The organism is Carboxydocella sporoproducens DSM 16521, assembly GCF_900167165.1.
Taxonomy (GTDB): Bacteria; Bacillota.
In genome coordinates, this window is sequence record NZ_FUXM01000004.1 from 89,212 (window position 1) to 113,657 (window position 24,446).

24 protein-coding genes, 14 tRNA genes, 1 riboswitch and 1 other annotated feature are annotated in these 24,446 nt (G+C 52.0%); of the genes, 23 read left to right on the top strand and 15 right to left on the bottom strand.

Annotated features, from left to right (window positions below; translation table 11 throughout):
- Positions 1 to 21 precede the first annotated feature (21 nt).
- From serA to B5D20_RS02925, 10 genes are all read right to left on the bottom strand, one after another.
- Positions 22 to 1,599, bottom strand: a complete 1,578-nt coding sequence (serA, locus tag B5D20_RS02880) for a phosphoglycerate dehydrogenase (protein ID WP_078664723.1) — start codon at positions 1,597 to 1,599, stop codon at positions 22 to 24.
- Positions 1,600 to 1,645: 46 nt separating this feature from the next.
- Positions 1,646 to 2,791 carry a pyridoxal-phosphate-dependent aminotransferase family protein gene (locus B5D20_RS02885; RefSeq protein ID WP_078664724.1) on the bottom strand — a complete coding sequence of 382 codons (1,146 nt, stop codon included), beginning with the start codon at positions 2,789 to 2,791 and terminating at the stop codon, positions 1,646 to 1,648.
- A gap of 71 nt (positions 2,792 to 2,862) precedes the next feature.
- Positions 2,863 to 3,089, bottom strand: a binding site (T-box leader).
- Positions 3,090 to 3,191: 102 nt separating this feature from the next.
- Positions 3,192 to 3,290: riboswitch (glycine riboswitch) on the bottom strand.
- Positions 3,291 to 3,467: 177 nt separating this feature from the next.
- The gene (pdxT, locus tag B5D20_RS02890) at positions 3,468 to 4,037 is read right to left on the bottom strand and encodes a pyridoxal 5'-phosphate synthase glutaminase subunit PdxT (protein WP_078664725.1); all 570 of its coding nucleotides are present in this window, start codon (positions 4,035 to 4,037) and stop codon (positions 3,468 to 3,470) included.
- A gap of 1 nt (position 4,038) precedes the next feature.
- A complete protein-coding gene (pdxS, locus tag B5D20_RS02895; RefSeq protein ID WP_078664726.1) occupies positions 4,039 to 4,923 on the bottom strand; it encodes a pyridoxal 5'-phosphate synthase lyase subunit PdxS in 885 nt (294 codons plus the stop codon).
- Between the two features lie 145 nt (positions 4,924 to 5,068).
- Complete coding sequence (locus B5D20_RS02900; RefSeq protein ID WP_078664727.1) at positions 5,069 to 5,611, bottom strand: cytochrome c3 family protein; 543 nt, start codon at positions 5,609 to 5,611, stop codon at positions 5,069 to 5,071.
- 92 nt (positions 5,612 to 5,703) lie between these two features.
- On the bottom strand, positions 5,704 to 6,471 hold the full coding sequence (locus tag B5D20_RS02905) for a formate dehydrogenase subunit gamma (protein ID WP_078664728.1): 768 nt from the start codon (positions 6,469 to 6,471) through the stop codon (positions 5,704 to 5,706).
- A gap of 11 nt (positions 6,472 to 6,482) precedes the next feature.
- On the bottom strand, positions 6,483 to 7,373 hold the full coding sequence (locus B5D20_RS14050) for a cytochrome c3 family protein (RefSeq protein ID WP_078664729.1): 891 nt from the start codon (positions 7,371 to 7,373) through the stop codon (positions 6,483 to 6,485).
- A gap of 27 nt (positions 7,374 to 7,400) precedes the next feature.
- The gene (locus B5D20_RS02915; protein ID WP_078664730.1) at positions 7,401 to 7,592 is read right to left on the bottom strand and encodes a hypothetical protein; all 192 of its coding nucleotides are present in this window, start codon (positions 7,590 to 7,592) and stop codon (positions 7,401 to 7,403) included.
- A 13-nt stretch (positions 7,593 to 7,605) separates the two neighbouring features.
- Positions 7,606 to 7,800: a hypothetical protein gene (locus B5D20_RS02920; RefSeq protein WP_078664731.1), complete on the bottom strand. Its 195-nt coding sequence runs from the start codon at positions 7,798 to 7,800 to the stop codon at positions 7,606 to 7,608.
- An 87-nt stretch (positions 7,801 to 7,887) separates the two neighbouring features.
- On the bottom strand, positions 7,888 to 8,079 hold the full coding sequence (locus tag B5D20_RS02925; RefSeq protein WP_078664732.1) for a hypothetical protein: 192 nt from the start codon (positions 8,077 to 8,079) through the stop codon (positions 7,888 to 7,890).
- A 505-nt stretch (positions 8,080 to 8,584) separates the two neighbouring features.
- On the opposite strand from B5D20_RS02925, the gene B5D20_RS02930 reads away from it, so the two are divergent.
- From B5D20_RS02930 to B5D20_RS03010, 17 genes are all read left to right on the top strand, one after another.
- Positions 8,585 to 8,661: transfer RNA gene (locus tag B5D20_RS02930), tRNA-Pro, on the top strand.
- Positions 8,662 to 8,737: 76 nt separating this feature from the next.
- Positions 8,738 to 8,813, top strand: a tRNA-Glu gene (locus B5D20_RS02935).
- Positions 8,814 to 8,817: 4 nt separating this feature from the next.
- A tRNA-Thr gene (locus B5D20_RS02940) sits at positions 8,818 to 8,893 on the top strand.
- A gap of 10 nt (positions 8,894 to 8,903) precedes the next feature.
- A tRNA-Tyr gene (locus B5D20_RS02945) sits at positions 8,904 to 8,989 on the top strand.
- Positions 8,990 to 8,995: 6 nt separating this feature from the next.
- Positions 8,996 to 9,070: transfer RNA gene (locus B5D20_RS02950), tRNA-Gln, on the top strand.
- 10 nt (positions 9,071 to 9,080) lie between these two features.
- A tRNA-Lys gene (locus tag B5D20_RS02955) sits at positions 9,081 to 9,156 on the top strand.
- A gap of 8 nt (positions 9,157 to 9,164) precedes the next feature.
- Positions 9,165 to 9,247, top strand: a tRNA-Leu gene (locus tag B5D20_RS02960).
- A gap of 14 nt (positions 9,248 to 9,261) precedes the next feature.
- A tRNA-Gly gene (locus B5D20_RS02965) sits at positions 9,262 to 9,336 on the top strand.
- Position 9,337: 1 nt separating this feature from the next.
- Positions 9,338 to 9,412 (top strand) — tRNA-Arg (locus tag B5D20_RS02970).
- A 7-nt stretch (positions 9,413 to 9,419) separates the two neighbouring features.
- Positions 9,420 to 9,495: transfer RNA gene (locus tag B5D20_RS02975), tRNA-Thr, on the top strand.
- Positions 9,496 to 9,504: 9 nt separating this feature from the next.
- Positions 9,505 to 9,595 (top strand) — tRNA-Ser (locus B5D20_RS02980).
- A 9-nt stretch (positions 9,596 to 9,604) separates the two neighbouring features.
- A tRNA-Gly gene (locus tag B5D20_RS02985) sits at positions 9,605 to 9,678 on the top strand.
- A gap of 7 nt (positions 9,679 to 9,685) precedes the next feature.
- Positions 9,686 to 9,761: transfer RNA gene (locus B5D20_RS02990), tRNA-Met, on the top strand.
- 5 nt (positions 9,762 to 9,766) lie between these two features.
- Positions 9,767 to 9,843 (top strand) — tRNA-Val (locus B5D20_RS02995).
- Between the two features lie 143 nt (positions 9,844 to 9,986).
- Positions 9,987 to 10,685: a hypothetical protein gene (locus tag B5D20_RS03000; protein WP_078664733.1), complete on the top strand. Its 699-nt coding sequence runs from the start codon at positions 9,987 to 9,989 to the stop codon at positions 10,683 to 10,685.
- A gap of 119 nt (positions 10,686 to 10,804) precedes the next feature.
- The gene (locus B5D20_RS03005; RefSeq protein WP_477021179.1) at positions 10,805 to 12,787 is read left to right on the top strand and encodes an NAD(+) synthase; all 1,983 of its coding nucleotides are present in this window, start codon (positions 10,805 to 10,807) and stop codon (positions 12,785 to 12,787) included.
- Between the two features lie 146 nt (positions 12,788 to 12,933).
- Entirely contained in the window at positions 12,934 to 14,403 is a 1,470-nt protein-coding gene (locus tag B5D20_RS03010; protein ID WP_078664734.1) for an alanine/glycine:cation symporter family protein, read from the top strand.
- A gap of 38 nt (positions 14,404 to 14,441) precedes the next feature.
- Here B5D20_RS03010 and fdhF read toward each other — a convergent pair whose 3' ends face one another.
- Genes fdhF through B5D20_RS03035 form a run of 5 tightly spaced genes read right to left on the bottom strand, consistent with a single transcriptional unit; the run spans position 14,442 to position 20,976 of the window.
- Complete coding sequence (gene fdhF, locus B5D20_RS03015) at positions 14,442 to 17,132, bottom strand: formate dehydrogenase subunit alpha (RefSeq protein WP_078664735.1); 2,691 nt, start codon at positions 17,130 to 17,132, stop codon at positions 14,442 to 14,444.
- A complete protein-coding gene (locus B5D20_RS03020; RefSeq protein WP_078664736.1) occupies positions 17,129 to 18,067 on the bottom strand; it encodes an NADH-quinone oxidoreductase subunit G in 939 nt (312 codons plus the stop codon). The genes fdhF and B5D20_RS03020 overlap by 4 nt, the downstream gene beginning before the upstream one ends.
- A 14-nt stretch (positions 18,068 to 18,081) precedes the next feature.
- Complete coding sequence (gene nuoF / locus B5D20_RS03025) at positions 18,082 to 19,884, bottom strand: NADH-quinone oxidoreductase subunit NuoF (protein ID WP_078664737.1); 1,803 nt, start codon at positions 19,882 to 19,884, stop codon at positions 18,082 to 18,084.
- Between the two features lie 10 nt (positions 19,885 to 19,894).
- Positions 19,895 to 20,383, bottom strand: coding sequence for an NADH-quinone oxidoreductase subunit NuoE (gene nuoE / locus B5D20_RS03030; protein WP_078664738.1), 489 nt, complete (start codon positions 20,381 to 20,383; stop codon positions 19,895 to 19,897).
- A gap of 26 nt (positions 20,384 to 20,409) precedes the next feature.
- Positions 20,410 to 20,976 carry a 5-formyltetrahydrofolate cyclo-ligase gene (locus B5D20_RS03035; protein ID WP_078664739.1) on the bottom strand — a complete coding sequence of 189 codons (567 nt, stop codon included), beginning with the start codon at positions 20,974 to 20,976 and terminating at the stop codon, positions 20,410 to 20,412.
- A gap of 242 nt (positions 20,977 to 21,218) precedes the next feature.
- On the opposite strand from B5D20_RS03035, the gene B5D20_RS13790 reads away from it, so the two are divergent.
- From B5D20_RS13790 to B5D20_RS03055, 6 genes are all read left to right on the top strand, one after another.
- Positions 21,219 to 21,383, top strand: coding sequence for a hypothetical protein (locus B5D20_RS13790; RefSeq protein WP_159071943.1), 165 nt, complete (start codon positions 21,219 to 21,221; stop codon positions 21,381 to 21,383).
- A gap of 224 nt (positions 21,384 to 21,607) precedes the next feature.
- Positions 21,608 to 21,781 (top strand): hypothetical protein, encoded by a 174-nt coding sequence (locus B5D20_RS13795; RefSeq protein ID WP_159071944.1) that lies wholly within the window; start codon positions 21,608 to 21,610, stop codon positions 21,779 to 21,781.
- A 22-nt stretch (positions 21,782 to 21,803) separates the two neighbouring features.
- Positions 21,804 to 21,995 (top strand): hypothetical protein, encoded by a 192-nt coding sequence (locus tag B5D20_RS03040; RefSeq protein ID WP_078664740.1) that lies wholly within the window; start codon positions 21,804 to 21,806, stop codon positions 21,993 to 21,995.
- A gap of 30 nt (positions 21,996 to 22,025) precedes the next feature.
- Positions 22,026 to 22,898, top strand: a complete 873-nt coding sequence (locus B5D20_RS03045; protein WP_078664741.1) for a hypothetical protein — start codon at positions 22,026 to 22,028, stop codon at positions 22,896 to 22,898.
- Positions 22,885 to 23,583, top strand: coding sequence for a formate dehydrogenase subunit gamma (locus tag B5D20_RS03050; RefSeq protein WP_078664742.1), 699 nt, complete (start codon positions 22,885 to 22,887; stop codon positions 23,581 to 23,583). Before B5D20_RS03045 ends, B5D20_RS03050 begins: the two co-directional genes overlap by 14 nt.
- Positions 23,584 to 23,696: 113 nt before the next feature.
- A complete protein-coding gene (locus B5D20_RS03055) occupies positions 23,697 to 24,299 on the top strand; it encodes a hypothetical protein (protein WP_078664743.1) in 603 nt (200 codons plus the stop codon).
- Positions 24,300 to 24,446: the final 147 nt, after the last annotated feature.

Consider the following 24,446-nt stretch of genomic DNA (forward strand, 5'->3'; position numbering starts at 1 on the left):
GCTCCTCCCCGATTAGTTTTTCTATAAAGAAACGAACTTGACATCGATAATGCCATCTATTTTGGCTATTTCTCCTAGAATTGCCTCCGGTACCACATTATCCACCGCCAGCACCATCACAGCCCGGCCACCCACCTGTTTGCGGCCCACCTGCATTCCAGCAATGTTGATGTCATGCTCACCAATGAGGGTGCCCACCCGCCCGATGATCCGGGGCTTATCAATATGGGGGGCAACCAGCATGTAGCCTTCCGGCACCATGTCGATGCGATAACCGTCTATTAAGACGATGCGGGCATCATTATCCCGGAAGAGGGTACCGCCAACGGCTTTAGGACAGGGCCCGCCTGTCAGTTTGACGGTAATCAGGTTGGTATAGTCATGGGCCTCTTCTTCCCTGGTTTCCATGATGCGCAGGCCCCGCCCCTTGGCCAGCTGTACCGCATTGACATAACTGACCGGCACATCACTGTAGGATTCCATAATCCCCTTGATGATGGCGGTAGTCAGGGGAGCGGTATTGATGCAGGCTACATCCCCGGCATAGGTGATTTCGATATTCTCAAACTCGGAAGTGAGCTGGGAGATAAACTTGCCCAGCTTTTCCGCCAGGGCCAGATAAGGTTTAACAACCAGTGCATCTTCTTTGGGAATGGCCGGCATATTCACAGCATTCTGGGCCATGCCGCCCTGCAGGATGGTGACAATCTCCCGGGCCACATCCAGAGCCACATTGACCTGGGCTTCCTCGGTAGATGCCCCCAGATGCGGGGTAACTACCACATTGGGCAGTTCAAACAACGGGCTTTCCGTCGTGGGTTCCACTTCAAAGACATCCAGCGCTGCTCCGGCCACCTTACCTGTCTTCAGAGCCTCATACAGATCCTGTTCATTGATGATGCCACCGCGGGCAACATTGATAATCCGTACCCCCGGCTTCATTTTGGCCAGGGCTTCCCGGTTAATCAGGTTAACCGTTTCCTTGGTTTTGGGCAAATGCACGGTGATAAAGTCCGCTTCCCGATAGACATCCTCCAGGGACACCAGTTCCACCCCGATTTCCCGGGCCCGCTCATGGGTGATATAGGGGTCATAACCGATGACCTTCATGGCAAAGCCCTGGGCCCGTTTGGCCACTGCGGTACCAATCCGCCCCAGCCCAATAACCCCCAGGATTTTATCCCGCAGCTCCACGCCGGTAAATTCCTTGCGCAGCCATTTCCCCTTTTTCAAGGCCTCATTGGCCTGGGGTACATGGCGAGCCAGGGCCAGCATCAGGGCCAGAGTGTGTTCAGCCGCGGCAATGGTATTGCCATCGGGAGCATTGACCACAATAATACCATGCTGAGTAGCAGCCTGAACATCGATATTGTCTACCCCGACACCGGCGCGGCCGATTACCTTCAGGTTTACCCCCGCCGCAATAATGGGGGCAGTGATCTTGGTAGCACTGCGCACCACCACGGCATCATAGGCGGGAATCATCTCCACCAGTTGCTGCTCACTCAGCTTTTCCTCGATAACATCCACAGTAAACCCGGGTTCCCGCAAGATATCTATTCCTTTTTCACTGACACCATCTAAGACCAGTATCCGCATAAAAATCCCCTTTCCCCTTATCTAACTTCATTAACTGCGAAACCTCTTACCCTTCCAGAAATACCTTCTGGGCGGCAGCCACACCGGCACCCAGCTGTACCGGATAGCCCACTTCAACCAGGGCCATTTCCAGCGCCCCAATAGCCAGGATAATATCCAGCTTATCGGCATAACCCATGTGGCCGATACGGAAAATCTTGCCCTTCAGTTTGCCCTGGCCACCGGCAAAAGTCACCCCGTATTTGGTACGCAATACCTTGCGCAGGTCTTCGGTATTGAGCTGGTCATTGCCCTTAACAGCAGTTACAGTATGGGAAGCTACTTCATCAGCAGCCAGCAACTCCAGGCCCAGTGCTCTGATAGCGGCCCGGGTAGCTTTTGTCATAAGGGCATGCCGGGCAAAGACTTCCGGTAAGCCTTCCGCCAGGATCATGTCCAGAGCAGCTTCCAGCCCGTAAAAGAGGGTAACATTGGGAGTCCAGGCGGTATTCCACTCCGCCATATTTTTTCTGGCCTGCTTCAGGCAGAAGTAGAAACGGGGAGCTTTGGCCGTCTCCATAGCCTGCCAGGCCTTTTCACTGACACTGACCAGAGCCAGCCCCGGCGGCAACATCAAGGCCTTCTGGCTACCGGTAACCATGATATCCACCTGCCATTCATCAGTGCGGATATCCATCCCGCCCATGGAGCTGACGGCATCCACCAGCAGGACAGCATCGGTTTTGGCCACCAGGGCTCCCAGACCCCCGATATCATTGGTAACACCGGTGGAAGTCTCATTGTGGGTAGCCAGCACGGCCCGGTACTGATTGGTAGCCAGCTTTTCCTCTACCTGTTTCAAATCAATGGCTTCACCCCAGGGGAACTCCAGAGCATCTACCTCTGCTCCGTATAAACGGGCGATTTTGGCAAAACGCTCGCCGAAGTTACCGGTAACCAGGGCCAGTACCTTGTCCCCAGGGCTGATCACATTGGCCACTGCCGTTTCCAGTCCCCCCGTACCGGACTGGGTGAGAATAAACAGGTCCTTTTCAGTCTGAAAAACCTGTTTGGCCTTTTTAATCAGCCGTTCGTGCAGTTTGGCAAAGTCCCCACTGCGGTGACCGATCATGGGCCGAATCATGGCCTGCTGGACCGCCGGTGGAATAGGTGTCGGCCCAGGAATCATTAGATACTTTTTGTCCTGCAACATTAAAATCAACCCCTCTCCCGGATTTAGATGATTATTATAAATAGAAAAGCTCTCATCCATAAAGCCTCAGCTTTAGGGACGAGAGCTTGTTCCCGCGTTGCCACCCTAATTGGCCAAAAGGCAATAATATCCCCTTGACCCTCTCGATGCGATAACGGCGCCACCGTATCCACTTACCAGGCCACGGCCCTTCGGTGGATCCCCTCCAGGGCGGATTCAGCAGTTCCCAGGACCGGTTCGCACCAACCACCGGCTCTCTTGCCTGTTTCCTGCCTATGTTCCCTTTCAACGGGTTACCCTTATGAGATGATGGTTAGATGGAATTATAAGAAAGGACCAATCTCCTGATTGGTCCTCTGGTCACTGCTGCTAAAAGGGTAAACGAAGCCACAAACGCATCCTGTCGCTCCCTGTCCTTTTGCCTGAGAGATTGACCTGCCGGCTGGCAGGCTTGCTCCTTCGGCGCCCGGTCTTGCCAGGTCTCTCCAGAGGTCTGTCCGGTTACAGTACCTGGCTCAAAAGCCACCTGAGAGTTTGAGCGGCATAATACCGCCTTGCCCCTTCGGCGGTAACGGGTAAACCCCGTTACCTTCTTCTGCAACCTTCATCCAGAAGCTGTATTCATTTTTGTTTACAATTATACGAAGACAAATGTCTTATGTCAAGTGACATTCACTTATTTTTTACACAAATCCACAAAATACTGATGCAAACGATAATCCTCGGTCAGCTCGGGATGGAAAGCCGCCGCCAGCGCCTTGCCCTGTCGGGCCAGGACGATCTTGTCCTGGAAGGTAGCCATTACCTCAACCCCGGAACCAACTCGTTCAATGTAGGGGGCCCGGATGAAAACCGCCCGCAGGGGCTGTGCTCCGATAGCGGGAACCGGCAAATCCACTTCAAAGCTGTCCACCTGTCGACCATAGGCATTGCGCTTGACAGTCATCTCCATCAAGCCCAGCCGCGGCTGTTCACTGCCCATAATCTCGGTTGCCAGCAGAATCAAGCCGGCACAGGTTCCAAAAACCGCCATCCCCTGCTGAAAACGCTCCTTGATTTCGGAGAGCAGGCCAAAATCCACCATCAATTTGCCGATGGTAGTTGATTCACCTCCGGGGATTACCAGCCCCGCCAGCTCTGCCAATTGCTCCTTTTTACGTACTTCAACAACTTCCACACCCAGTTTTTCCAGCACCAGCCGGTGCTCCCGAAAAGCACCCTGCAGAGCCAATACCCCGATTTTCATTTTACCAGCCCCGATCCTGCATTCTCATTTCTGGAGTAATAGTGGAAATATCGATCCCGACCATGGGCTCACCCAGGTCTTTAGAAACTTCCGCCAGCACCTGCGGATCATTGTAGTGGGTTGTGGCAGCTACAATGGCCCGGGCCCGTTTGACCGGATCCCCGGATTTGAAGATACCGGAGCCGACGAAAACACCATCACAGCCCAGCTGCATCATCAAAGCTGCATCAGCAGGAGTAGCGATACCGCCAGCAGCAAAGTTCACCACCGGCAACTTCCCGGTTTTGGCCACTTCCACCACCAGTTCATAGGGAGCGCCCATCTCCTTGGCTGCAGTCATCAGCTCTTCCTGGGGCAGCATCTGCAGACGGCGAATTTCTCCCATCACCGTGCGGAAGTGTTTGACTGCTTCCACCACATTACCGGTACCCGGCTCGCCTTTGGTCCGGATCATAGCAGCCCCTTCCCCAATCCGGCGCAGGGCTTCCCCCAGGTTTTTAGCCCCGCAGACGAAGGGTACCTTGAACTCCCATTTATTGATGTGGAATTTATCATCCGCAGGAGTGAGGACCTCACTTTCGTCAATATAGTCCACGCCCAGAGATTCCAGGATCTGGGCCTCCACAAAATGCCCGATCCGGCACTTGGCCATTACCGGGATGGTGACCGCATCTTGAATGCGCTTGATTACCGTGGGATCGGCCATGCGAGCAATTCCGCCCGCAGCCCGGATATCGGCCGGTACTTTTTCCAAAGCCATAACGGCACAGGCGCCCGCTTCCTCAGCGATTTTAGCCTGTTCCGGTGTAGTTACATCCATAATGACGCCGCCTTTCAGCATTTCTGCCAGGCCAGCTTTAACGCGAAAAGTTCCCCTTTCCATGATGTTCTTCCCTCCTACACTTTGTTCCTGAATATTTTACTACACTTTTCCTGCGCTGACAAGCTATCTGTACTATTCCGATAGAGAAAGTATAAAAAGTAAATGCCCGGCTCTCAATTCTGCCGGGCATGGCAAGATAAAATATTTCCTATTGTTTGGGTACATTCTCTCCGTGACAATCCTTACATTGATTGGTAGCTTTGCTGCCATTATGACATTTCAGGCAGACCGGCATTTTGATCCTGGGACTTCCTGGCTGCCGGGTGGAATGCACCAGACCAGCATGACAATCCACACAGTCTACTCCCTTCTGAGTATGATATTCATGGGGAACCACCAGCCCCCCCGGAGGAGAAATATCCCGCTGCCGGCTATGGCAATCCAGGCAGACTGCATTGGGCACTATGGTTTTCTTCTTGATGGGTTGATTGTAAAAACCGCGCCAGTGTTTATAAGCCAGCTCGGTCATGGGTACATTGGGATGGCATTTGAGACAGCCAATGCGGCCATGGGTAGATAAGCGCCAGGAATTGATCTGTGGTTGCATTTCATGGCAACTTCCGCAAAGGCTGTTTTCTTCTTTATTTTGGGTATAACCGATACTGCCTACGCTAAAAAAAGTAGCAATCAATAAACTCACTACCAGCATGGCCATCGTCAATGTACCCCAGACCCGAAATGTTTTGACCATTTTCCTGTCCCTCCTTTAGCTTAACCCCAGAGGCAAATATTCAGCCAGAAACCAGCCCAGGATGAGAAAGTAAATGATCATTTCAACAATAATCAAACCTTTGTTGCGACTGTGTTTGAAGACGGCCATGCCTCTCCCTCCTGTCCTTCCTCCGGTATCAGGATGATTTTTTCCTGCTCCTTTTTAATTCGCTCCAGTTCCAGGGGATGTTCGTGTTCCATTACCCTAATATCCATCAACCCATTAAACCAGGTTGTGCTGCCCGGGAAAAAATCGGGATTGAAGTGAACATTATAAAAATGCCAGACAAAGATAGCCAGAATGGCCAGTACCGCCTCATCACTATGACCAATCCGCCAGCAATCAATGAGCCAGCGGGGCATCAGGGCCGCTCCCCATTCCGGCATCATCATGAAAATACCGGAACCACCAATGATGAACATCCCCCAGAATACCGCCCAGTAGTCAAACTTCTCCTTGTAGGAATAGCGATCAAACCGGGCTGGTTGGTCAGTAAAACCCAGCTGGTATTTCAGGTGTTGCACCAGGTCAGTTACATCCTTTAAAGCTGGCATAATGGCCCAGCCCAGATCTTTTTTAACCAGCATTTTGTAAAACATCCAGACCAAATGATAAATACTAACTGCAATCATGGTTAATCCGCTGCCGATATGAATATTGAGCATGGTATCCGGCCCGCCAAACCAGCGGGCAAGGGCCAGGGATAAACTGTTATCATGCCATTTAATGGGCAAGCCGGTAATAGTACAGAGAATAAAGGTAGAAAACATACCAATATGGTGAATACGTTGATGAAGATTCCAGCGTCTAACTGCAGCCCGGTAGTGCCTTTTTTCCATTCCAACCCCTCCTAGTGTTGCTGTTCCCCGCTGGCCAGCGCATTTCTAAGCTTGCGATACAGTTCCAGCTGCATATGAATGATTAACAAAGTAACAACAATTATAGTTAACCAGACAAAAAACTTCAGGGTATAGTACATGGGAGCTCCTTCACCCTCTTTTTCCAGAAGAAAATGCTCTTTCCCCGCAGCAAAATTGACTTCAGGCTTAAAATGACATTTAGCACAGGTTTTTGGGGTATTGGTTTTGCTCACCGGCGAAGCCGCCATACCGGGCCCCTTAATTTCATGGGAACCATGACAATCCACACAGCTGGCCGCTTTCTGACTGCCCAGCAGAACCGCTTTGCCATGGAAGCTCTCTTCATAGGACTCCTTGATCCGCCCACTGTGACATCCTGCCGCAGTACAGGTATGGGGGATTTGCTGTTTGGCTACCAGCGCCAGGGCGTCTTCTTTTTTGCGGATATTGTGCACCCCATGACAGGCACTGCACCGCACCTTCCCGTTATGCACACTGTTGCTGTATACCGCAGTTACATCCTTATGACAGTCCCGGCAATTATTATCAATAGCTACTCGCATTTTTTCCCCGGTCAGGGCCCCGGTATGGGGATATTCAGTAATATCCCGATGACAGGTGGTACAGCGATTGGTTCCATGCTGGGAAACCAGATATTCCCCTTCATCAACATAAAGACTGACTATTTTGCCATCCATTTTGGTTTTCAGCCCGATGGCGCCATGGCAGCGCAGACAGCCTTCATTGAAGCGGCGATTTTCCGCCAGTTTGGCAGCAAATTGTTCTTCAGCTCCAAAAGCCGTCCCCTGTTTAAACCAGCAGAGGAACAGCCCCATTAATATCAGTAAGGTCAGCCTCAACGGGCTCATTGTTTTTTTCATTATTTCGCCTCCTTATCAGTACCCGTCTCACGGATGCACCATAACCCCTGCTACAGCAACGGAAATAGCTCCTATCCAGATCACCAGGGTCAGTAAAACAAACAGGAGCATACCCGAAACATTTCTGGCTTTCACCTTATAAAGGGTAACATAAGCACTCACTGCCAGAGAAAAAAGCAAACATAATACCCCCAGCGTTATTAATACAGCCTTTAACATGCTCAATCCCCCCTTACATCACCGCCGGCCAGACCAGACTGACGGCCAGCACAAAAGTTATTGCCGAAATGAGCACCCCCAGGAACATGGTTAACAGAGACCTTACCACTCCATTGCCAGCAGGCAACACATAGAACGCTACATATCCGCCTGAGCTAAAACCAAACACCAGTGAAAGAAGTGCACCAATTCCCAGCAAAGTTAACATTGGACAACCCTCCTCCACAAAAAAACCGAACCTCCCTGAGGCCCGGCCAGCTACCGGTCTCAGGACTTGAAAGTCTCCGGACTGGGTTTAACGGTATTTGGTTTCCCAGTTACTGCAATCTTCCCTGGTATCGATGATAATGAAGCGCTTGCAATGTCTGCATTTAATGTAGATTTTGGTACGTGCTCTTTGTGCAACGATTTTGCCACACATACAACGAACATCAGCCAGTAAATGACTTACTTCCGCCCCTTCCTTGTGGGGAATAATACCTGCCACACCTTTCACCTCCTTCGCCAAAGAAAAAGACCGGTCAGGAGTTCCTGTCAGGAACTCCTGCCGGTCTCCGGACTCAAAGGTCTCTGGACTCTAGAATCTCTATGAAGTTTTAAAATGAATAACAGGCTTGGTACGCGTTTCATTTAAACGGATTAGAATAAACCTTTTACAATGACGGCATTTAATGATCAAAGTATTATCCACAACCTGACAGATCAGTTTACCACACTGACAATTAACATTGCCCATACAAAACTCACTTCCCTCCCCGGCAGTAAATCTTCGCTGACTTACCGCCTCTCCCAACCATAACCGCTGCAGGAGATTGTGGCCAATTTCACATTCGCGGCGCCGCTTGCTTGTGAAACTTTGTACGTATATTATTCTTCTTCGGTTGCAAAAATCCTGCTTATTGTCCTTCAATTTTTTAAATTTTCCTTCGAATTTATTCGACAAATTTTTTTGTTGACAACATGGGCATATCGGTGTATCATATTCTTTGCGACGGGGCGTAGCGCAGCTTGGTAGCGCACCTGCCTTGGGAGCAGGGGGTCGCAGGTTCGAATCCTGTCGCCCCGACCATCGCAATTCCAGGATATAATGCAAGAAAAAGTGTTGACAAACACGGAATGGTTGTGTAAAATACAGAAGTGCATATGGCCCCTTGGTCAAGTGGTCTAAGACACCGCCCTTTCACGGCGGTAACACGGGTTCGAATCCCGTAGGGGTCACCAACCTGCCGGCGTAGCTCAACTGGTAGAGCAACTGACTTGTAATCAGTAGGTTGCGGGTTCAAGTCCTGTCGCCGGCTCCAGAATATCTATGGAGGAGTTCCCGAGTGGTCAAAGGGAGCAGACTGTAAATCTGCCGGCTGACGCCTTCGTAGGTTCGAATCCTACCTCCTCCACCATTTCGCTGGGGTGTAGCCAAGTGGTAAGGCAGCGGACTTTGACTCCGCCATGCGTTGGTTCGAATCCAGCCACCCCAGCCACTTATTTCGCGAGCCATTAGCTCAGTCGGTAGAGCACCTGACTTTTAATCAGGGTGTCGCTGGTTCGAGTCCAGCATGGCTCACCATTATCCGCGCGGGTGTGGCGGAATTGGCAGACGCACTGGATTTAGGTTCCAGCGGGAAACCGTGGGGGTTCAAGTCCCTCCACCCGCACCAATTGTGGGCATTATGCGGAAGTGGCTCAGTGGTAGAGCATCGCCTTGCCAAGGCGAGGGTCGCGGGTTCGAATCCCGTCTTCCGCTCCAGGCGCCCGTAGCTCAGTGGATAGAGCGCAGGTCTCCGGAACCTGGTGCGTAGGTTCGATTCCTACCGGGCGCACCATCAGCTTGCCACTATAGCTCAGTAGGTAGAGCGCATCCTTGGTAAGGATGAGGTCACCGGTTCAATCCCGGTTAGTGGCTCCAGTTTAGCACGGAGAAGTACTCAAGTGGATCAAGAGGCAGCACTGGAAATGCTGTAGGGGGCGCAAGTCCCGCGTGGGTTCGAATCCCACCTTCTCCGCCAGTTTAAAATGCGGGTGTAGCTCAGTGGTAGAGCCCCAGCCTTCCAAGCTGGTTGCGTGGGTTCGATTCCCATCACCCGCTCCACTATCAACGCGGGGTAGAGCAGTTGGTAGCTCGTCGGGCTCATAACCCGAAGGTCGAGGGTTCAAGTCCCTCCCCCGCAACCAAACACGGGCGATTAGCTCAGTTGGTCAGAGCGCTTGCTTGACATGCAAGAGGTCACAGGTTCAAGTCCTGTATCGCCCACCATAAGTACGATGAAAACCGCTAGTTCAGGTTCTAACCTGATTAGCGGTTTTTTGTTTCGTAGTACTGCTATTTATTTTTCTGTGCAGTCACAGTATAATGAAAATAGACAATTAATCCCTTTTAATACTTGAAAGGTGATAGCTATGGCTGGAATTCTTTTAAGTATTGACTGGGATTTTTTTGTGCCTGCCCGGCCGGAATGGCAGGTATCCTTGCGGGAAAGCGTCCGCAACCAGAATCAACTCTGGTATAAGCGGTATCTGGTAGCCAAACGCCAGGGCGAGGATTTAAGCAAAACTGTGGACGTTATCCCTTTCTATTATCTTTTTCCCTGCTATCTGCAAAAATATTTTTCTTATTCCCCTGATGCACTCTTGCTTGTGACCGATTCCCATAAGTATTCTTACGAACTGGCCAGAGAAATGGATATCGAGTATGTGATCCTTTTTGATACCCATGCCGATTTAGGATATGGCGGGCTGGCTTCCCTGGATTATGAAGTCAATTGCGCCAACTGGCTGGGGAAGTTATTGCAGGAAAAAATTATTAAGCGGGCAACCATTGTTTACAGCCCCCACACCTTAGAAGACCCGGGCTGGTTTAGCGAACAAAATCGTACTTTCCCCATAGGTTACACCAGCCCCTTTCTTCTTCCATCACCGCTCCCGCTCTCAGCCATTCATATTTGTCGTTCGGGCGCCTGGACACCACCCTGGCTGGATCAAAAATTTGAAAAACTGGTCCGGACTTTTAAGTTACCGGTACAAAAACAGGATCTACCTGCAAGGGTCTGGAAAACCTCTTTCACCCTTGCCGAACAAGTAGATGCTCTGATTTGTTAGGATTAATTTTGAGCTTTAAAACAAAGTTGTCCCAATGGTACACCTTGCGCCAGCGTGAGTATCAGGCAGTCATTTCTTTTACATTTGTCAGCCACTAAAAAAAAGAGTAAAATTGAATTGTGATTTTGGTAAAAAGGATGGTTGAAATGCATACCTTTGGCTTTGTCCGAGTCGGGGCAGCTGTGCCCCGTTTGAAAGTGGCTGACATCGATTATAACCTGCAGCAAATAATTCAGTTAATCCAGGCGGCCGATCAGAATAACCTGGCCGTGCTGGCTTTTCCGGAGCTGTGTCTTACCGGTTATACCTGTGGCGATCTTTTCCTGCAGGGCCTGTTGCAGGATAAAGCCAGACAAGCCCTCTTGGCTCTGGCCCAGGCTACCAGGACCAACGAGGTAGTGGTTGTAGTTGGTTTGCCTCTAGTCATCAAGCACCGCCTGTTCAATTGTGCCGCTGTCCTGCAACGGGGTGAGATCCTGGGGATTGTCCCCAAGATCTATCTGGCCAATCAGAAGGAATTTTATGAGAAACGCTGGTTTTCTTCCGGTCAGGAGTTAATTCGGGAACTGTCCAATGTAGAACTAACGCCAGGATACCCTGTTCCTTTTGGACAGCTTTTATTTCACTCTCCCCAGCTAGGCTATACTCTGGGTGTGGAAATTTGCGAAGACCTCTGGGCCGTTATCCCGCCCAGTTCATTTCTGGCCGTTCAGGGGGCCAATTTACTCATCAATCTCTCAGCCAGCAATGAACTGGTAGCCAAAGCCGATTATCGCCGGGAACTCATCCAGCAGCAAAGTGCCCGCTGCCTGGCCGGTTATCTCTACGTTTCTGCCGGCGTACACGAGTCCACCACTGACACTGTTTTCGGCGGTGATTGTCTGCTCGCGGAAAATGGTGTAATCCTGACCTCCTCTCCCCGCTTCCAGCGGGAAAACCTGTTACTGTGGTCAGAAATCGATGTGGAACGCCTGAATCTGGAGCGGCTGGCCAATAAAACCTTTGCTGACAGCTGTCAACTGGTGACTCCGCCGGTACCAGCCCGCCAGGTAGAAATTCAGTATTACCGGGATTATGATTATACCAGTCAACCCTTACGGCGCCATATCTCTCCTCATCCCTTCATTCCCCAGGATAGCGGCGCCAGGGACCGGCGCTGTCAGGAGATTTTCCAAATTCAAGTGGCTGGTTTGGCCAAGCGCCTGGAGCATACCGGCGCCAAAACCGCTGTCCTTGGTATCTCCGGTGGCCTTGATTCCACCCTGGCTCTGCTGGTTACCTGCCAGGCCTTTGATTTGCTGGGTTATCCCCGCGAACAAGTCCTGGCGGTCACTATGCCCGGTTTTGGCACTACCGATATTACCTATACCAATGCCCTGCAGCTAATGCAGGCTCTGGCGGTAACCTGTAAGGAAATCGATATTAAACCCGCTTGTTTACAGCACTTTCAGGATATCGGGCACGATCCAGCCCGGCATGATATTACCTATGAAAATGTTCAGGCGCGCGAACGCACTCAGATCCTGATGGATTTAGCTAATCAGCACGGAGGGCTGGTAGTCGGGACAGGGGATTTGTCAGAACTGGCTCTGGGCTGGGCTACCTATAACGGGGACCATATGAGTCATTATGCTGTCAATGCCGGGGTGCCCAAGACCCTGGTCAAATACCTGGTGGAATGGGTGGCCGAACATGCTGCCGACCCCGCCACCGCCGCCTGTTTACATCGCATTCTGGCCACTCCCATCAGTCCGGAGCTACTGCCTCCTGATGCCAGTGGCAATATCCAGCAAAAAACAGAAGACATCGTCGGACCCTATGAACTCCATGATTTTTTCCTTTACTATCTAGTTCGTTTTAATCTGCCGCCACGGAAAATCGCTTTCCTGGCTGATCAGGCTTTTACTGGTAGGTATGCTGGAGATGAAATCCGCAAGTGGCTAAAAGTCTTTTATCGCCGTTTTTTCAGTCAGCAATTTAAGCGCTCTTGTTTGCCTGATGGACCCAAGGTGGGTTCGGTCTCCCTCTCCCCCCGGGCCGACTGGCGTATGCCCAGTGACGCCCAGGTTAACTTATGGTTGAAGGAACTGGAAAATTTTTAAAAGGCCATTAAAGGCCTTTTTATTTTTTATCTTAATAATTGTCCGTGTATGGTGTATTCCCGGAAACAAGTTATTGAATTTTTCCGAAAATTATGTTACTATGTCCATGGTTGTTGCACAATACATATCAAAAAAGGAGGCTTTTTATGGCACAACTAGTCGACTTGCTCAACAGCTATGTCTGGAGCAAAGCCCTCATCTACCTCTGCCTGGGAGCAGGCATCTATTTCTCCCTGCGCATGCGCTTCTTCCAGGTCCGTCACATCAAGGACATGGTGAAATTGCTCCTTGGTGGTGGCAGCTCCGAACAAGGGGTATCTTCTTTCCAGGCCTTTGCTCTCTCCGTTTCTGGCCGGGTTGGTACCGGCAATATCGCCGGGGTTGCTACCGCCATCGCTTATGGTGGGCCTGGTGCAGTTTTCTGGATGTGGGCCATCGCCTTCCTGGGTGCCGGCTCGGCTTTCGTGGAATCAGCTCTGGCCCAGATTTATAAAGTAGAGAAAGATGGCCAATACCGGGGCGGTCCTGCCTACTACATCGAAAAAGGACTGGGTATGAAATGGTATGCTGTCACCTTTGCAGTAGCTACCGTGCTGGCTATGGGCTTCCTGTTGCCCGGTGTCCAGTCCAACAGTATTGCTGCCAGTATCCAGAACGCTTTTGGCGTCAGCCCGGCCATTACCGGTGCTGGTGTAGTGGCATTGCTGGGCCTGATTATCTTCGGTGGAGTCAAACGTATCAGCCGTGCCGCTGAATTGATTGTTCCTTTTATGGCAATCGGATATATATTAATGGCACTCATATTTATGGTTGTTAATATCACTGAAGTTCCCCATGTTTTTGCGCTGATTTTCAAAAATGCCTTCGGACTGGATCCCATGTTTGGCGGTATCCTGGGTTTGGCTGTTTCCTGGGGGGTAAAACGGGGTATCTACTCCAACGAAGCCGGTCAGGGTACTGGTCCCCAGGCAGCCGCTGCTGCTGAAGTTTCCCACCCGGCCAAACAGGGCTTTGTTCAGGCCTTCTCCGTATATGTGGATACTTTACTGGTCTGTTCTGCTACTGCTTTTATGATCTTGATTACCGGTAAATACAATGTCATCAATCCTGCCGGCGGCTTTATTGTCGAAAATCTGCCCGGAGTGGATATCGGTCCTGCTTATACCCAGAAAGCTGTGGAAACCCTCTTCCCCTCCATTGGTGCAGGTTTCGTAGCAGTTGCCCTGTTCTTCTTTGCTTTCACCACCTTGATGGCGTACTACTATATCGCTGAGACCAATATCGCCTATCTGTTTAAAAACAATAGCAAAATCGCTATAAACTTGCTGCGTTTCGCCCTGCTGGGCTCCACTTATTACGGTGCGGTCAAGACCGCTACCGTAGCCTGGGGCCTGGGTGATCTGGGCGTAGGTATCATGGCCTGGTTGAATGTCATCGCCATCCTGATCCTGCAAAAACCGGCACTGCTGGCATTGAAGGATTATGAAGAGCAAAAAGCTCTGGGCCTGGATCCGGTTTTCGATCCGGTCAAACTGGGCATCAAGAATGCCGATTTCTGGCTCACCTATAAACAGCGGCAACAGGGTCAAAACAAAGGTACAATGGCTGCCAAGTAGTAAGCAAGCCCCTCTGCTCCAGGCAGAGGGGCTTACCTTTACCCTATTTTCTCCACGCGAACCGCCGCTACTTTCAATTCCGGAATTTTGGCAATGGGATCACGAGCGGTATTGGTCAGCAGGTTAGCTGCACTTTCGGCAAAATGGAAAGAAGTAAAGACTGTGCCAGGCCGTACCATCTCCGTCACTTTGGCCTTGATGGTGATGGCCCCCCGGCGCGACACCACCTTCACCAGGTCCCCATCAACAATGCCCAGACGGCAAGCATCCTGAGGATGAATCTCCAGATAATCAGCAGGCATAAATTCCGCCAGGCCCCGGGAACGCCTGGTCATGGTACCAGTATGGTAGTGGGTACGGCGCCGCCCGGTATTGAGTACCAGGGGATATTCCTCATCAGGCAGCTCTGCCGGTGGTGTAAAATCCACGGCATGGAACTTGCCCAGCCCCCGGCTGAATTTGCCCACATGCAGAATCGGCGTACCGGGGTGGTCAGGGCTGGGGCAGGGCCACTGCAAGCCACCCTGTTCCAGCCGCTCGTAGCTGATGCCACCATAAGAAGGTGTAACCCTGGCGATTTCAGCCATGACCTCTGCCGGATGGCTGTAGTCCATTTTCAGCCCCAGGCGGCGGCCGATTTCCGCCAGCACCTGCCAGTCAGCCCGGGCCCCTCCAATGGGCTCAATGGCTTTCCGCACCCGCTGCACCCGCCGCTCGCTATTGGTAAAGGTGCCATCCTTTTCAGCAAAGCTGGCGCCCGGCAGCACTACATGGGCCAGACGGGCTGTTTCCGTCAGGAAGATATCCTGGACCACCAGGAATTCCAGGTGCTTGAGAGCTTCTTCCACATGCTTGATATCCGGGTCGCTTAACATGGGGTTCTCACCCAGAATGAACATGCCTTTGATGGACCCGGCATGAGCAGCTTCCAGCATTTCTCCCACCGTCAAACCAGGGGTGGCAGGCAGATAATCCACTTCCCAGGCTTGCTGGAATTTGAGGCGGACCTGTTCATCTGTTACACTCTGGTAGCCGGGCAGGACATTGGGTAAGCCGCCCATATCGCAGGCTCCCTGGACGTTGTTCTGACCCCGTAAGGGATTGACCCCGGAGCTGGGTTTGCCCAGATGGCCACAGAGCAGAGCCAGGTTAGCAATCGCCAGGACATTGGCAGTTCCGGAAGTATGCTGGGTCACGCCCATAGTATAGAAAATAGCGGCTTTTTCCGCCCGGGCATAGGCCCGCGCCACCTGCCTAATGGTCTCTGCCGGCACCCCGACATAGTTTTCCACCAGTTCCGGTTTGAAGTTGGTCAGGCTGGCTGCCCATTCCTCAAAGCCTTCTGTCCGCTCCTTAACAAATTCCTTATTCCAGAGGCCTTCCTCAATGATAGTGTAGGCCAGGGCGTTGAGAAGCGGGATATTGGCCCCTGGTTTAATTTGCAGATGCTCTTTAGCCAGAGCAGCAATTTCCGTGCGCCGCGGGTCGACCACAAAGAGAGTGGCTCCCCGGCGGACTGCTTTTTGCATTTCCACCCCGATGATGGGATGGGCTTCAGTGGTATTAGAACCGATTACCAGTAAAACTTCACAGTCCTTGATTTCACCAATGGAGTTGGTCATTGCCCCGCTGCCAAATGCCATCGCCAGACCGGCGACAGTAGAGGAGTGTCAAAGGCGGGCGCAATGATCGATATTATTGGTGCCAAAGGCAGCCCGGGCCAGTTTGTTGAGAAGATAATTTTCCTCATTGGTGCAGCGAGCCGAAGCCAGAAAAGCCAATGCTTGCCCGCCGTCCCGCTCCTTGATTTCCTTCAGTTTACTGGTGACCAGGTCCAGAGCCTCATCCCAGCTGGCCGGTACCAGTTCACCGTTTTTGCGAATCAGAGGAGTGGTCAAACGCTCCGGGCTATGGATGAAATCATAGCCAAAGCGGCCTTTGATGCAGAGGTGTTTGCCATTGACTTCCCCGCTTTCATCTGTAGTAACCCCAACTACCTTGCCATCCCTGACATTCAGCTGAATGGTACAGCCGGTGCCACAATAGGGGCAGATGGTGCGAACCTTTTTCATCTCCCAGGGCCGGCCCTGGCCTACCATCTGCTTTTCCACCAGCGCCCCTACCGGACAGACAGCGACACAGCTGCCGCAGCCGATACAGACGGACTCGCCCATGCCGGTATCCAGAGCCGGGGTGATTTTGGTATTGAAACCCCGGTAGGCGAAATCCAGGACACTCCGCCCCTGGATTTCTGCACAAACCCGCACACATTTGCCGCAGAGGATGCATTTGTTATTATCCCGCAGGATAACGGGGCTGCTCTCATCAATGGGAAAATCATGCCTTTCCCCCTGGAAGGAGGGCTGGCGTACACCATAGCGGTAAGCATATTCCGCCAGCTTGCAGTTGCCGGTTTTATGACAGGTCATGCAATCTTCCGGGTGGTTGGCCAGCAGCAATTCCAGGATGGTTTGCCGGGCTTCCCGCACCTGCTGGCTTTCGGTATGGACCACCATCCCATCAGTCGCTTCAGTAACACAGGAGGCAGGCAGATTGCGCATACCCTCGATTTCCACCACACATATGCGGCAAGCGCCGGGCCGGGTTAATTCCGGATCATGGCAAAAGGTAGGAATGTCTAGACCGGCAGCCTGGGCTGCTTCCAGCACGGTAGTGCCTTTGGGTACAGTCACCTGCCGGCCGTCTATAGTCAAAGTAACAGTGCTCATCTCTCTCCCCCCTCTTTCTGGAGGTTAGCCAGGATTTCGGTCAGGCCCAGAGCCTCTGCCCAGGGTGCCAGGCGGAAACTGCCATCTTCATTGCGCAAGTAAGGCGGCTGCGCCTTGGGATTGTAGCGCAAATCCATGCCCAGGCGCCCTTTCAGGCACAGGGGGCGTCCCGGTGCTGCCTGCCCGGCAGCAACACCAACCACCTGCCCCTGCTTTTTGAGCAGGAAGAACTGACAACCCGCTTCACAGAAAGTACAGGTTTTTTCCTCCCGCTCCAGTTCCCAGGTACGGCCCAGACCAGCAGTGCGCTTATCCACCAGGGCCCCTACCGGACAGACGGAAACGCAGTTATTGCAGTAGATGCAGTTGGAGAAAGCCAGATCAGTATCCAGGGCCGGGGCGATTTTGGTACTAAAGCCCCGGTAGGCAAAGTGAATTGCATGCTGACCGCGGATCTCGGCACAGATGCGGACACATTTGCCACAGAGAATGCATTTATTCAAATCCCGCTGGATGTAAGGGTTGCTATCATCCAGGGGATAGGCATGGCGTTCGCCGCCAAAACCTGGGTCCCGTACTCCGTATTCATAGGCATACTGCTGGAGCAAACAGGCTCCGCTGGCCTCACAGGTGAGGCAATCATTGGGGTGGTTGGCCAGCAATAACTCCAGGATGGTTTTCCGGGCCTCCATTACCGCCGGGGAATGGGTTTCCACTTCCATTCCCTCTGCCACCGGCGTGACACAGGAAGCCGGTAGATTGCGGGCCCCTTTCACCTCCACCACACAGAGCCGGCAGGCCCCGGGTTTGGAGAGGCGGGGATCGTAACAGAGGGTGGGAATGTTGATGCCCAGCTCCCGGGCTGCCTCCAGAACCGTATATTCGGCGGGAACCGTCACTTTTTGACCATTGATAGTCAAAGTCACTTTATTCACCGACGGCCCACCTCCTACTTGCGCCCGACAGCGCCGAATTTACATTTGCTCATGCAGACACCGCACTTGATACACTTGGCGGGATCGATAACATGGGCTTCCTTGGTATTGCCGCTGATAGCCCCCACCGGACAGTTCTTTTTACACAACCCGCAACCTATACATTTTTCGGCATCGATATAGTAGGTGAGCAGATTGCTGCAGACTCCGGCCGGGCAGCGTTTTTCCCGGATATGGGCTTCGTATTCATCCCTGAAATAGCGCAGAGTGGACAGTACCGGGTTGGGAGCCGTCTGTCCCAGGCCGCAAAGGGAAGTGGACTTAATCACCCTGGCCAGCCGTTCCAGAGTTTCGATATCCCCTTCCCGGCCTTCCCCGGCACAAATCCGCTGCAGAATCTCCAGCATGCGCTTGGTCCCTTCCCGGCAGGGGGTACACTTGCCGCAGGACTCCTTCTGGGTGAAATTGAGGAAAAAGCGTGCCAGGTCCACCATACAGGTAGTTTCATCCATTATCACCAGACCGCCGGAACCCATCATCGCCCCGGCGGCGATCAGGGAATCATAATCAATAGGCAAGTCCAGCAGAGATTCAGGCAGACAGCCACCGGAAGGACCGCCGATCTGAACGGCCTTGAATTTCTTGCCATCCCGGATACCACCGCCGATATCAAAGATGATCTGCCGCATGGTAATACCCATGGGCACTTCCACCAGACCGGTATTGTTCACTTTACCGGTCATAGCGAAGACTTTGGTACCCTTACTTTTCTCCGTCCCGATAGCAGCATACCAGTCTGCCCCTTTGCGGAAGATAAGAGGTACATTGGCAAAAGTCTCTACGTTGTTAATATTAGTCGGCTTACCCCATAGCCCTTTGACAGCCGGGAATGGCGGTCTGGGCCGGGGCATACCCCGTTCCCCTTCAATAGAGTTGAGCAGGGCCGTTTCCTCACCACAGACAAAAGCACCGGCACCAGCCTTGATTTTAATGCGGAAACTAAAATTGCTGCCCAGGATATTGTCACCCAGATAACCGGCCGCTTCCGCCTGGGCGATGGCTACTTTCAGCCGCTTGATAGCCAGCGGATATTCGGCCCGCACATAGATATAGCCTTCATCGGCCCCAATGGCATAGCCGCAAATCAACATCCCTTCCAGAACAGCATGGGGATCCCCTTCCAGAACGGAACGGTCCATGAATGCCCCCGGGTCCCCTTCATCGGCATTACAGACAACATATTTTTTCTCACCGGGCGCTTTGCTGGTAAATTCCCATTTCAAACCGGTGGGGAAGCCGCCACCCCCCCGGCCCCGCAGGCCGGATTTTTTCACATCCTCGATTACCTGCTGGGGTGTATACTCCCGCAACACTTTTTCCAGAGCCTGGTAGCCGCCGGCAGCAATATATTCCTGAATGTTTTCCGGATCGATATGGCCGCAATTATGTAGAACTTCCCGCTGCTGTTTGGCATAAAAGGGCACATCCCGATAGGTAATCGCTCTTTGCTGATTGCCAGGATCCTGATAAAGCAGGCGTTCCAGGATATTTCCTTCAATGATGTGAGATTGCACTAATTCAGAAATATCCTCCACCTGTACCCGGCGGTAGAACACCCCCTGGGGTTCCATGATCACCAGCGGCCCCTGCTCACAAAAACCATGACAACCGGTCATAACCACTTCAATTTGTCCCAGTTGCCGGGCTGCCAGTTCTGCCTTCAGGGCATCCATAACCTTGACCGAACCGGAAGACATACAGCCGGTACCGCCACAGATTAAAATTCTCTCTACTTTTTGCAACTGTGCCACCCTCATTTCCCCCCTCTTATTCATACTGGGCCAGGATTTCCTTGACCCTGTCCGGTGTCAGGCGACCATGGGTATCATCGTTGACCATGATCACCGGTGCCAGCCCACAGGCTCCGATACAGGCTACTGATTCTAAAGTAAAGCGCAAATCTTCGGTGGTCTCCCCATCCTTAATATTGAGTTCATTCTGGATGGTTTCAAAAATCTTGGCCCCACCCCGCACGTGACAGGCCGTCCCCAGACAGACCCGAATAATATTGCGGCCCCGGGGCTTCAGATGAAACTGGGCATAGAATGTGACCACACCATAAACTTTGGCAAAGGGAATATTCAGCGCTTCCGAAATGCGCCGCAATACTTCCGGCGGCAGGTAGCCATAGATTTCCTGGGCTTCCTGCAGCACCGGAATCAGTGCCCCCTTCTGGCCAGCATAATGGGCCAGTACCTGTTCTAACTGTTCCTGTTTGGGATCCCTGGGCGTTTGCCCGCATTGACAACACGTCATCCCTTATTTCCCCCTCCTCCATGGTTTCAGATGAAATTTAAAGTCCTCTCCTCAGTCACCAGCCGGTGCATCCGGCAATCATGGGCTTCGGGATGGACATCAGGCACCAGTTGTAACTCAAAGATGGGAGCCAGCCAGCGGCAATCCGGCCTGGTTTGAGGCAAAAACCGGTCATAAAAACCGCCACCATAACCCAGCCGGTAGCCCCGATAATCAAAGGCAACTCCCGGGACAATTACCACATCCAATTCAGTCGGTACCAGACGGGGTAAAATGGTCTTCGGCTGCCGGATCCCCCAAACCCCTGGCTCAATATCCCGCTCCAGATCCTGGATTTGATACAACAAAAGGACTTTATTCTCGACATCCGTCACCGGCAATACTACTCGTTTTCCCAGCCGCAGCAACTCCTGCAACAAGGGCCCGGTCTCCACTTCCTGGCGGAAATCCATATAGGCCATTACCGTCTCAGCAGCCTTGATTTCCGGCAAGTCCAGCAGGGCAGCGATAATCTGCCGGCTTTTCTCCCCTACCTCCTCCGGCGTGAGGTTCTGGCGGGCAGCCAGGACCTGCCGGCGTAGTTCCTTTTTCATCCCCTGACCACCTTTTTGTGAATTTTCTTACTCTTTTTTATTATATACCCGTCTTTTTTGGGATACAATAAAAAATTTGCAACTATTATACCACTTGCGCATATTATTTACCAGGAGGTGAAAAAGGGGGAGGGAAGATGAGGTTGGTGAAAGTGGTCGCAAGTACGCACAGAGAAAATTTAGCCCAAAAAGTACTATCGGGGGGAATCGTGCATAAATTAATAGTGAAGAAGGTGAGCTAAATGGAAGATATCCGCTGCTCCTGCGGCAAGCTCATCTGTCAGTACCAGGATAATATGATCATCATTAAATGCCGTCATTGCAAGCGGTTTTTAATCATCAGATTTAATCAGGCCAGTCAGACCAAGCCCCGTATCTTCTGGCGCGAATTTAAAAAAGAATATTGAAGAGAGTCCAGAGACGTTAAGTCCAGAGGCCAGCATTAGACTACTAATGCTGGCATTTTCTTTACGGTGGACTAAAAGAAAATGCGAGCATTTTTTAGTGCTCACCGGAGGACAAAGGCTTTCAGCCAGAGCCCGGAGACCCTGAGTCCTGAGGCCGGCCTGTATGGAACTTTACCGTGCAGGGCCGGCCTTTGGTTTTGATCAAACAGCAAGGGAGGGGGAACATGGAACGGGAAAGGCAACAGGAGCAACTGGAAAACGTCTACTGCAAATGTGGCAAAATCGTGGCCCAGAAAAAGAGATACAAACTCTACATCAAGTGCCGCCACTGCAAACGCTATTTGATTCTTTCTACTGGCGGCAGTCCCTGGCAGGTTATCGGTTCCAATGACCCGTGAGGTTGCAAAGGAGGTATGCTCTATGAAAGTTCTGTTTATCCTTGGCCTGGTCCTGATTCTGGCTTTTGGTTTTTCCCTGGGCGCCTGGGTGGCCTTTTATGGACTCAAGCTGAAGCATCCCGTCAGTAAAGGCCTGACCTTCTTGCTGCTGGGTGCCCTCATCTCCTTTCTGACCTTCGCTTTAAGCATCTTCATCGTCTGGCCCGGCGTCTAAATCCTCCTCATCCGGAAAGGGGTGATGCCCGTGAAAAAGTCCCTTCTCTTTCTTCTCTTGCTGCTTTTGACCTGGCCCGGCTGGGCCCTGGCTGATACCGACCTGGCTGCCGCCCGCAAGTTCAATGAAGGCTGTCTGCGCTGTCATGGGGCCCAGGGCTTGCATACGCGAAGCAATGGCCAAAAAATCAGTCTCTATGTAGATGAGAGCAAATACTTCTCCTCTATTCACGGCACCAATCGCTGCACCACCTGCCACACCGATATCACCGACTACCCCCACGTTGGTGCCAAAACCGGTGCTGAACTGAGGCGGCTGGTAGAAAGCAATTGCCGGCGTTGCCATGATTATATTACCAGAGTCTATGACCAAAGTGCCCATGGGCTGGCCCGCCGGCAGGGTAAGCCCACCGCCCTCTGTCAGGATTGCCACGGCAAACACGATATCCGCAAGAAAGAAGACCCCCTGGCTCATACCTCTGGTCGCAATCAGACTGCTTCCTGCACTGCTTCCGGTTGCCATAGCGGCAGGATCAAGGAAAGCTATACCGAGAGCTTTCATGGCAAAGCTGTGGATTTAGGAGGTACCAAAGCCGCTACCTGCAGCGGCTGCCACGGCAGTCACAACATCCTTGGTCCCAAAGACCCGGCTTCACCGGTAAACAAGGTGAATGTACCACAAACCTGTGCCAAATGCCATTTCCGGGCCGAACCCAATTTCGCCAAAGGCACTGAACATTTTCTGCTGGAAAAGGAAGGGCCCGGTTCCCCCATGTACTATACCCTCAAGTTTTTTGTCTGGCTGACCATTAGTGTAATGGTACTGCTTACCATTCACATGGAACTGGAACTCTATCGCAAATGGAAAGCCGCTAAAGGAGGTGGCTCCTATGGCAGCCACTAAATCCGCCTACCAGCGCTGGGATATACACCAGCGTCTGCAACATATCGGTGTCTTCAGCAGCTTTACTCTCTGCGCCATTACCGGCCTTTCGATCAAATTCAACCACGCCCCCTGGGCCCGTAGCATAGTCGATTTCTTCGGTGGCTTTGAGACCATGTTCAAGTGGCATCTCTTCGGTGGACTGATCCTGACCCTGGCCTGTATCTACCACCTGGTCTGGATGGCCGTCAAAACCTGGAAAGGGGAGCTGGGCTGGGCTGTAATGCCAACTCTCAAGGATTTTACCGACCTGGCTGACCACCTGAAATATCAGTTAGGTCTTTCTGAGCAACCGGCCAGGTTTGACCGCTATTCTTACAAAGAAAAATTCGACTACTGGGCAGTTTTCTGGGGGATGTTTATCATCGGCGGTTCCGGATTTGTCATGTGGTTTCCCGAATGGGGGGCCTCTTTCCTCCCCCGCTGGCTCATTGATTGCTGGCGGGTTGGCCACAGTGATGAAGCAGTCCTGGCCGTCCTGGTCATCTTCACCTGGCACTTTTACAATGTCCACTTCAACCCGGACTTCTTCCCTGGCAATACCCTCTGGTTCAGTGGCCTGATGGATGAACAGGTAATGGAACATGAACATCCATTGGAGCTGGAACGCATTCGCCAGGAGGTGAACCGCCATGGCAGTATTTAAATATAGCCGCAATCGCCTCCTGATTATTCTGGAAATGCTCCTCTACCTTTTCATTTTGCTCTGGTTCCTCTATGAATACATCCCACTGGGGTTGAGTTGAAGGAGGTGAACTGATGAGCATGAAAAGGCTGTTTATCTTCCTCCTTCTGACTTTGCTGGTGGCCCTGACTGCCGCCGTCCTTTTCAGCCAGGGCAGCATCGATTTCAGTCAGAATCGCCGGGAAGCCGCCCTCTGTGATAATTGCCATGAAATGATCCCCAATGTCATTACCTGGCGTCTCTCTTCCCACCAGAAAATCGGCTGTCTGAACTGTCATCGGGACATTACCCTTACCACCTTTGCCTACCGGCACTGGCGGGGTTTTTTTCAGACCCCAATCCAGGGTAACTTCATCCCCGACCAGACTTGCCGTCAATGCCACACTAGCCGGCGCCAGTTAACCATGCCAGACAATCTGAACGTTCCCCATTTCCTGCATACTACCAGGCAGGTGGATTGTGTTGACTGCCACGCTAAAATCGTCCACCGTGGCATCAGCAAAAGCCCACTCCTCAGGCAGCTCAGCTTCCCCGGAGAATATACGGAAGCTAAACTCATCCCCCTGGCCCAGCGTTTACCCTCCCGGGTGCAGATGGCAGAATGCAAAGGCTGTCATAACGGCGCTATGGCCAGTAACCGCTGCTCGGTTTGCCATCCGCAAAATAAGGGAAAATAGTGTTACTACCCCCGGCCTCTGCATATGGTATAGCAGAGGCATATTTTTTCAGATAAATTTGTGAAAGTTACAACTTTTACTCACCAATGAGCAGGAATTTTGCCAATCATGTCCAATATAATTGTGAATGTAATCGCATTTAACAAA